The organism is Streptococcus sp. 1449, assembly GCF_013276805.1.
GTDB classification, from domain to species: Bacteria; Bacillota; Bacilli; order Lactobacillales; family Streptococcaceae; genus Streptococcus; species Streptococcus pseudopneumoniae.
In genome coordinates this window covers 1-7549 of the sequence record NZ_VMLS01000041.1, presented here as the reverse complement: position 1 = coordinate 7549, position 7549 = coordinate 1, and the positions used below count along the sequence as shown (strand labels likewise).

6 protein-coding genes and 5 tRNA genes are annotated in these 7549 nt (G+C 41.0%); 10 read left to right on the top strand and 1 reads right to left on the bottom strand.

Translation table 11 applies throughout. The features are described from left to right. Positions 1 to 28 precede the first annotated feature (28 nt). The 10 genes from HT687_RS07895 (at position 29) to HT687_RS07850 (ending at position 6703) form a co-directional block, all read left to right on the top strand. Positions 29 to 109, top strand: a tRNA-Tyr gene (locus HT687_RS07895). Positions 110 to 113: 4 nt separating this feature from the next. Next, positions 114 to 184: transfer RNA gene (locus HT687_RS07890), tRNA-Trp, on the top strand. 14 nt (positions 185 to 198) lie between these two features. After that, positions 199 to 271: transfer RNA gene (locus tag HT687_RS07885), tRNA-His, on the top strand. Between the two features lie 13 nt (positions 272 to 284). Then, positions 285 to 356: transfer RNA gene (locus tag HT687_RS07880), tRNA-Gln, on the top strand. A 9-nt stretch (positions 357 to 365) separates the two neighbouring features. After that, a tRNA-Leu gene (locus HT687_RS07875) sits at positions 366 to 449 on the top strand. A 107-nt stretch (positions 450 to 556) separates the two neighbouring features. Continuing rightward, positions 557 to 1834: a glutamyl-tRNA synthetase gene (locus HT687_RS07870; protein ID WP_023937546.1), complete on the top strand. Its 1278-nt coding sequence runs from the start codon at positions 557 to 559 to the stop codon at positions 1832 to 1834. A 75-nt stretch (positions 1835 to 1909) separates the two neighbouring features. Continuing rightward, positions 1910 to 3394: a threonine synthase gene (gene thrC, locus HT687_RS07865; RefSeq protein WP_023937548.1), complete on the top strand. Its 1485-nt coding sequence runs from the start codon at positions 1910 to 1912 to the stop codon at positions 3392 to 3394. A 60-nt stretch (positions 3395 to 3454) separates the two neighbouring features. Next, positions 3455 to 4735 (top strand): MATE family efflux transporter, encoded by a 1281-nt coding sequence (locus HT687_RS07860; RefSeq protein WP_023937550.1) that lies wholly within the window; start codon positions 3455 to 3457, stop codon positions 4733 to 4735. A gap of 3 nt (positions 4736 to 4738) precedes the next feature. Next, the gene (locus HT687_RS07855) at positions 4739 to 5362 is read left to right on the top strand and encodes an HAD family hydrolase (protein WP_023934402.1); all 624 of its coding nucleotides are present in this window, start codon (positions 4739 to 4741) and stop codon (positions 5360 to 5362) included. A gap of 162 nt (positions 5363 to 5524) precedes the next feature. Then, entirely contained in the window at positions 5525 to 6703 is a 1179-nt protein-coding gene (locus tag HT687_RS07850) for a LysM domain-containing protein (RefSeq protein ID WP_023937553.1), read from the top strand. Between the two features lie 271 nt (positions 6704 to 6974). Here HT687_RS07850 and HT687_RS07845 read toward each other — a convergent pair. Beyond that, a partial coding sequence (locus HT687_RS07845; RefSeq protein ID WP_172924142.1) for an IS630 family transposase occupies positions 6975 to 7549 on the bottom strand: 575 nt, incomplete at its 5' end.

Genomic DNA, 7549 nt, shown 5'->3' with positions numbered 1-7549 from the left:
ATTCCGTCTCGCGCCATTTATATATTTTGGAAGGGTAGCGAAGAGGCTAAACGCGGCGGACTGTAAATCCGCTCCTTCGGGTTCGGGGGTTCGAATCCCTCCCCTTCCATTTTACGGGCATAGTTTAAAGGTAGAACTAAGGTCTCCAAAACCTTCAGTGTGGGTTCAATTCCTACTGCCCGTGTTAATAAAATTATGGCGGGTGTGGTGAAGTGGTTAACACACCAGATTGTGGCTCTGGCATGCGTGGGTTCGATCCCCATCACTCGCCTATTTTATATTATTGGGGTATAGCCAAGCGGTAAGGCAAGGGACTTTGACTCCCTCATGCGTTGGTTCGAATCCAGCTACCCCAGTTACTATTTGCCGGCGTGGCGGAATTGGCAGACGCGCTGGACTCAAAATCCAGTGTCCGCAAGGACGTGCCGGTTCGACCCCGGCCGCCGGTATAGTATAGCGATAAGGAACGTTGTAAGTCTTCGTTCCTTTTTTATATTATTTTTGCTATAATAATACTTATCCAAATTTTATTTAGATTATGAAAGTGTAGGGAAGTATGTCTCGTTCTATCGATTTATTAAAACATCGGTATTTGAAAAATATTAAAGAAAATCCTGAATTGTTTGTCGGGATTGAGCTGGAATATCCTGTTGTAAACTTGGAAGGGGATGCTACAGATGTTGAAGTTATCAAGCAGTTATTCCGATATTTAGTTTTTGCTTTGGATTTTACTGTCGAAAAGGTAGATGATTTTGGGTATCCTATCCAGTTAGTAGATCCAGTAAGTCAGGATACTATTTTATTTGAAGTTTGCTATACTACGATTGAGTTTGCATTTGGTAAGGCTGAAACGATTCAAGAGGTCGAAAATCGTTTTAACAATTATATGGATGTGATTCAGAAGAAGTTAGCTGAATCAAATCATGCTATTGTTGGCTGTGGCATTCATCCTAACTGGGATAAGAATGAGAACTGTCCAGTGGCTTACCCACGGTATCGCATGTTGATGGACTATTTGAATTTGAGTAGAAATGTGACTAAATCAGAGTTGCATCATTTCCCTGAATATGGTGCTTTTATCTGTGGGAGTCAGGTACAGCTGGATGTTTCAAAGTCTAACTACTTACGAGTGATTAATGCTTTTACCCAAATTGAAGCAGTTAAGGCTTATTTATTTGCAAACTCTGAGTTTACAGGTGCGGATTGGGATACGAAAATTTCAAGGGATATTTTCTGGGAAGAATCGATGCATGGTATCTATCCAAAAAACGTCGGGGTCAATGCTAGACTCTTTAAAGATGAGGATGATTTTTTGGATTATCTAGATCATTCTGCAATTTTTACTGCGGAACGTGATGAACAAACCTATTATTTTTATCCGATTCAGGCAAGGGACTATTTGGCTACACCTGAAATCCAAGCATATGCACTTAATGGGGATGAGATTATTATTTATCCTCAAGAGAAGGATTTTGAAACACATCGTAGTTATCAGTACCAAGACTTAACGACTCGCGGAACAGTTGAGTTTCGTAGTGTGTGTACTCAGCCTCTAGATAGAACCTTTGCTTCAGCAGCTTTTCACTTGGGATTGTTGGTTAATTTAGATAAGTTAGAAGCTTATTTAGAAACAGCACCTTTCTTTAAAGAATTTGGTCGTGATTACAAGTTTTTAAGACGGCAATTTTCTAAAAAAAATCTTATAGCTGAGGAAAAAACTGCGATTATTGAATTTTCCAAAGACTTACTCCTTCTAGCTGAGGAAGGACTGGAGATGAGAAATAAGCAAGAAATGACCTACTTACAGGCTTTGAAAGAAGAATTGGGTATATAATTTCTCTTATAAAGGGAGAATTTTCTGAAAAATCATGATATAATGGAAGTGACTATAGATAAAGGATAGAGAGTAATGACATTAGTTTATCAATCAACGCGTGATGCGAAAAATACAGTAACTGCTAGCCAAGCTATTTTGCAAGGTTTGGCGACGGACGGTGGTTTATTTACACCGCTTACTTATCCAAAGGTAGATTTGGACTTTGACAAATTGAAAGATGCTTCTTACCAAGAAGTGGCTAAGTTAGTTTTGTCAGCATTTTTAGATGACTTTACAGCTGAGGAGTTGGACTACTGTATCAACAATGCTTACGATAGCAAATTTGATACTCCAGCTATCGCGCCATTAGTGAAATTAGACGGCCAATATAACTTGGAACTCTTCCATGGTTCAACGATTGCCTTTAAGGATATGGCCTTGTCTATCTTGCCATACTTTATGACGACTGCTGCCAAGAAACATGGTTTGGAAAATAAGATTGTTATCTTGACAGCGACATCTGGTGATACTGGGAAAGCTGCTATGGCAGGATTTGCCGATGTGCCTGGTACTGAGATTATCGTCTTTTATCCAAAGGACGGTGTCAGCAAGGTTCAAGAGTTGCAAATGACCACTCAGACTGGCGACAATACTCATGTTATTGCTATTGATGGTAACTTTGACGATGCGCAAACTAACGTCAAACAAATGTTTAACGATGTAGCCCTTCGTGAAAAATTAGCGGCCAACAAGTTGCAATTTTCATCTGCAAACTCTATGAACATTGGTCGTTTGGTACCACAAATTGTTTATTATGTTTATGCCTACGCTCAGTTGGTCAAGACTGGTGAGATTGTGGCTGGTGATAAGGTCAACTTCACAGTACCAACAGGAAACTTTGGAAATATCTTGGCTGCCTTTTATGCTAAACAAATTGGTCTACCAGTTGGTAAATTGATCTGTGCTTCAAATGACAACAATGTTTTGACAGACTTCTTCAAGACACGTGTTTACGATAAGAAACGCGAGTTTAAGGTGACAACTAGTCCATCTATGGATATTTTGGTATCTTCAAACTTGGAGCGTTTGATTTTCCATCTTTTGGGGAATGATGCGGTTAAAACAGCTGAACTCATGAATGCCTTGAATAGCCAAGGTCAATATGAGTTGACTAATTTTGATGCAGAGATTTTGGACCTCTTTGCAGCTGAATATGCGACTGAGGAAGAAACAGCTGCAGAAATCAAGCGTGTTTATGAGTCAGATTCTTATATCGAGGATCCACATACGGCGGTTGCTTCAGCAGTTTATAAGAAATACCAAGCGGCTACTGGCGATGCGACTAAGACAGTGATTGCTTCAACAGCTAGTCCATACAAGTTCCCAGTAGTTGCAGTAGAAGCTGTAACAGGGAAAGTTGGCTTGACTGACTTTGAAGCCTTGGCTCAATTACATGAAATCTCAGGAGTGGCTGTACCACCTGCAGTTGACGGGCTTGAAACAGCTCCTGTTCGTCACAAGACAACAGTGGCAGCTGCTGATATGCAAGCAGCGGTTGAGTCTTATTTAGGACTTTAAGACAGAAGGAGTAAACTCGGTTGGGAAGCCAACTGAGTTTCTTTTCATCAGGAGGACGGATTGTTTAAGAAAAATAAAGATATTCTTAATATTGCCTTACCAGCTATGGGCGAAAACTTTTTGCAGATGCTCATGGGAATGGTGGACAGTTATTTGGTTGCTCATTTAGGATTGATAGCCATTTCGGGTGTATCAGTAGCTGGCAATATTATCACGATTTATCAGGCGATTTTCATCGCTCTGGGAGCTGCTATTTCCAGTGTTATTTCAAAAAGTTTGGGGCAGAAGGATCAATCTAAGCTAGCCTATCATGTGACTGAAGCCTTGAAGATTACCTTATTATTAAGTTTCCTTTTAGGAGCTTTGTCCATCTTTGCTGGGCAAGAGATGATAGGACTTTTGGGGACGGAGAGAGATGTAGCTGAGAGTGGTGGACTCTACCTATCTTTAGTTGGTGGTTCGATTGTTCTTTTGGGCTTGATGACGAGTCTGGGTGCTTTGATTCGTGCAACACATAATCCACATCTGCCTCTCTATGTTAGTCTTTTATCCAATGCCTTGAATATTCTTTTTTCCAGTCTAGCTATTTTTATCCTTGATATGGGGATAGCGGGTGTTGCTTGGGGGACTATTCTGTCTCGCTTGGTTGGTCTTGTGATTTTGTGGTCACAATTAAAACTGCCTTATGCGAAGCCAACTTTTGGTTTAGATAAGGAACTATTGACCTTAGCTTTGCCAGCAGCTGGAGAGCGGCTTATGATGCGGGCTGGTGATGTCGTTATCATTGCCTTGGTCGTTTCTTTTGGAACGGAGGCAGTTGCTGGGAATGCAGTCGGAGAAGTCTTGACCCAGTTTAACTACATGCCTGTCTTTGGCGTGGCTACGGCAACGGTCATGCTAGTGGCTCGAGCAGTTGGAGAGGATAATTGGAAAAGAGTAGCTAGTTTGAGCAAGCAAACCTTTTGGCTTTCTCTGGTCCTCATGTTGCCCTTGACCTTTAGTATCTATGCCTTGGGTATACCACTAACTCATCTCTATACGACTGATCCTCTAGCTGTTGAGGCTAGTGTTCTAGTGACACTTTTTTCACTACTTGGTACTCCTATGACGATAGGAACAGTCATCTATACAGCAGTCTGGCAGGGTTTGGGCAATGCTCGGCTTCCCTTTTATGCGACAAGTATAGGAATGTGGTGTATCCGCATTGGAACAGGATATCTGATGGGGCTTGTGCTTGGTTGGGGCTTACCTGGTATTTGGGCCGGAACCCTTTTGGATAATGGTTTTCGTTGGTTATTTCTACGCTACCGCTACCAGCGTTATATGAGCTTGAAAGGATAGGAAATGCAAAAAACAGCTTTTATTTGGGATTTAGACGGGACTTTATTGGACTCTTACGAAGCGATTTTATCAGGGATTGAGGAGACTTTTGCTCAGTTTTCTATTCCTTATGATAAGGAGAAGGTAAGAGAGTTTATCCTCAAGTATTCGGTGCAGGATTTGCTTGTGCAGGTGGCGGAAGAGCGAAAGCTAGATGTGGAAGTGCTCAATCAAGTGCGTGCCCAAAGTCTGGCTGAAAAGAATGCTCAGGTAATTTTGATGCCAGGTGCGCGTGAGGTGCTAGCTTGGGCAAATGAGACAGGGATTCAGCAGTTTGTCTATACTCATAAGGGGAAGAACGCTTTTACCATTCTCAGAGATTTGGGTTTGGAGTCCTATTTTACGGAGATTTTAACCAGTCAGAGTGGCTTTGCGCGGAAGCCAAGTCCAGAAGCGGCTAACTATCTGTTAGACAAGTATCAGTTGAATTCTGACAATACTTATTATATAGGGGATCGGACTCTGGATGTGGAATTTGCCCAGAATAGTGGGATTCAAAGTCTCAACTTTTTAGAGTCGTCTTATGAAGGCAATCACAGGATTCAAGCGTTAGTAGATATTTCCCGTATTTTTGAGGTTGAGCGATAAAAAGATTATGTCAGTTTTGTGACAGAGACCTAACAAACTGTTTCAAGTAACCGAGTTTGTTACAAGGAATAGACAGTTCTGTTAAATAGGCCCGAGAGGGCTTTTTTTCTGCATTTTTTGTGTTATGATAGACAGGTACTCATTTGAAAGGAATTTGAAAGAATGAAGAAAAGAATATTATTAGCCTCAACAGTAGCCTTGTCATTTGCCCCAGTATTGGCAACTCAAGCAGAAGAAGTTCTTTGGACTGCACGTAGTGTTGAGCAAATCAAAAATGATTTGACTAAAACGGACAACAAAACAAGTTATACAGTACAGTATGGTGATACCTTGAGCACAATTGCAGAAGCCTTGGGTGTAGATGTCACAGTTCTTGCGAATTTGAATAAAATCACTAATATGGACTTGATTTTCCCAGAAACTGTTTTGACAACGACTGTCAATGAAGTAGAAGAAGTAACGGAAGTTGAAATCCAAACACCCCAAGCAGACTCTAATGAAGAAGTGACAACTGCGACAGCAGATTTGACAACCAATCAAGTGACTGTAGATGATCAAACTGTTCAAGTTGCAGATCTTTCTCAACCAATTGCAGAAGCGCCAAAAGAAGTCTCATCAAATTCAGAAGTTACAGAGACAGTGACTGCTACAGAAGAAGTGACACCATCTACAGGAACTTCTGTCCCAGAGGAGCAAACAGCCGAAACAAGTAGTGCAGTTGCAGAAGCAGCTCCTCAGGCAATGACTCCAGCTGAGAAAGATGAAACTCAAGCAAGCACTCAAGCTGAATCAGCAGTAGAAGCAACTACAACACCAGTAGAAGAAAAAGCTCCTGAAACAACTGCAACAAGTTCAGAAGCAAAAGAAGTAGCATCATCAAATGGAGCTACACCAACAGTTTCTACTTATCAACCAGAAGAGACGAAGATAGTTTCAACAACTTACACAGCTCCAGCTGCGCCTGATTATGCTGGACTTGCAGTAGCGAAATCTGAAAATGCAGGCCTTCAACCACAAACGGCTGCCTTTAAAGAAGAAATTGCCAACTTGTTTGGCATCACATTCTTTAGTGGTTACCGTCCAGGAGACAGTGGAGATCACGGAAAAGGTTTGGCTATTGACTTTATTGTACCAGAAAGCTCAGAACTAGGGGATAAGATTGCGGAATACGCTATTCAAAATATGGCCAGCCGCGGCATTAGTTACATCATCTGGAAACAACGTTTCTATGCTCCATTCGATAGCAAATATGGGCCAGCTAACACTTGGAATCCAATGCCAGACCGCGGTAGTGTGACAGAAAACCACTATGACCATGTTCACGTTTCAATGAATGGATAAACCAGACTTGGTAATATCATTTTGACGAATGAGATCTAGCTTTCGTGATAGGAAGTAGGTCTTGTTCGTTTTTTATTTGTCATACTCTTCGAAAATCTCTTCAAACCACGTCAGTTTTATCTGAAACCTCAAAGCTGTGCTTTGAGCAACCTGCGACTAGCTTTCTAGTTTACTCTTTGATTTTCATTGAGTATCAATTTGAATGGAAGATGGGAAGTTTCTGTCTTGTAATGATTCAAGCAACATTCTTGCAATCTATTTTACTTTATACTCAATTGTTTTCAAAAAGCAACCTTGTCCATTGTCTGCTGACAGTGGACTTTAAAACGCTTTTTTCCAGTCCTTGAATAACTTCTTGAAGCTTATCAATGACGGCTTCCAATGTTTGGAAAGCCTTGTTTTTAAAACCTCGTTTTCGAATTTCTTTCCAGACTTGTTCAATAGGGTTCATTTCTGGTGTATAAGGTGGGATAAAAGCCAACTCAATATTACTTGGAATCTCTAAGGTATTTGATTTATGCCATATAGCATTATCCATGACAAGTAAAATATAGTCATCTGGATAAGCTTGTGAGACTTGCCGTAGAAATTCATTGGTCCACTCAGTATTGCATCCTCCAGCAATGAGGAAAAAGGAATCTCCTGTCTGAGCATCTACTGCCCCATAACAATAGCGATATTCTCGCATATAATGACTAGGAATGCTAGGTCGGATTCCTTGAGGAGCCCAACAAGAACTCATCTTACTGATTCTTCCGAAACCAGCTTCATCTTGGTACATCAAACGTACTTTGTTATAAGTCCCCTCTTCTTTAAAGCGCTTACTCAAGGTCTCGAATGTAGATT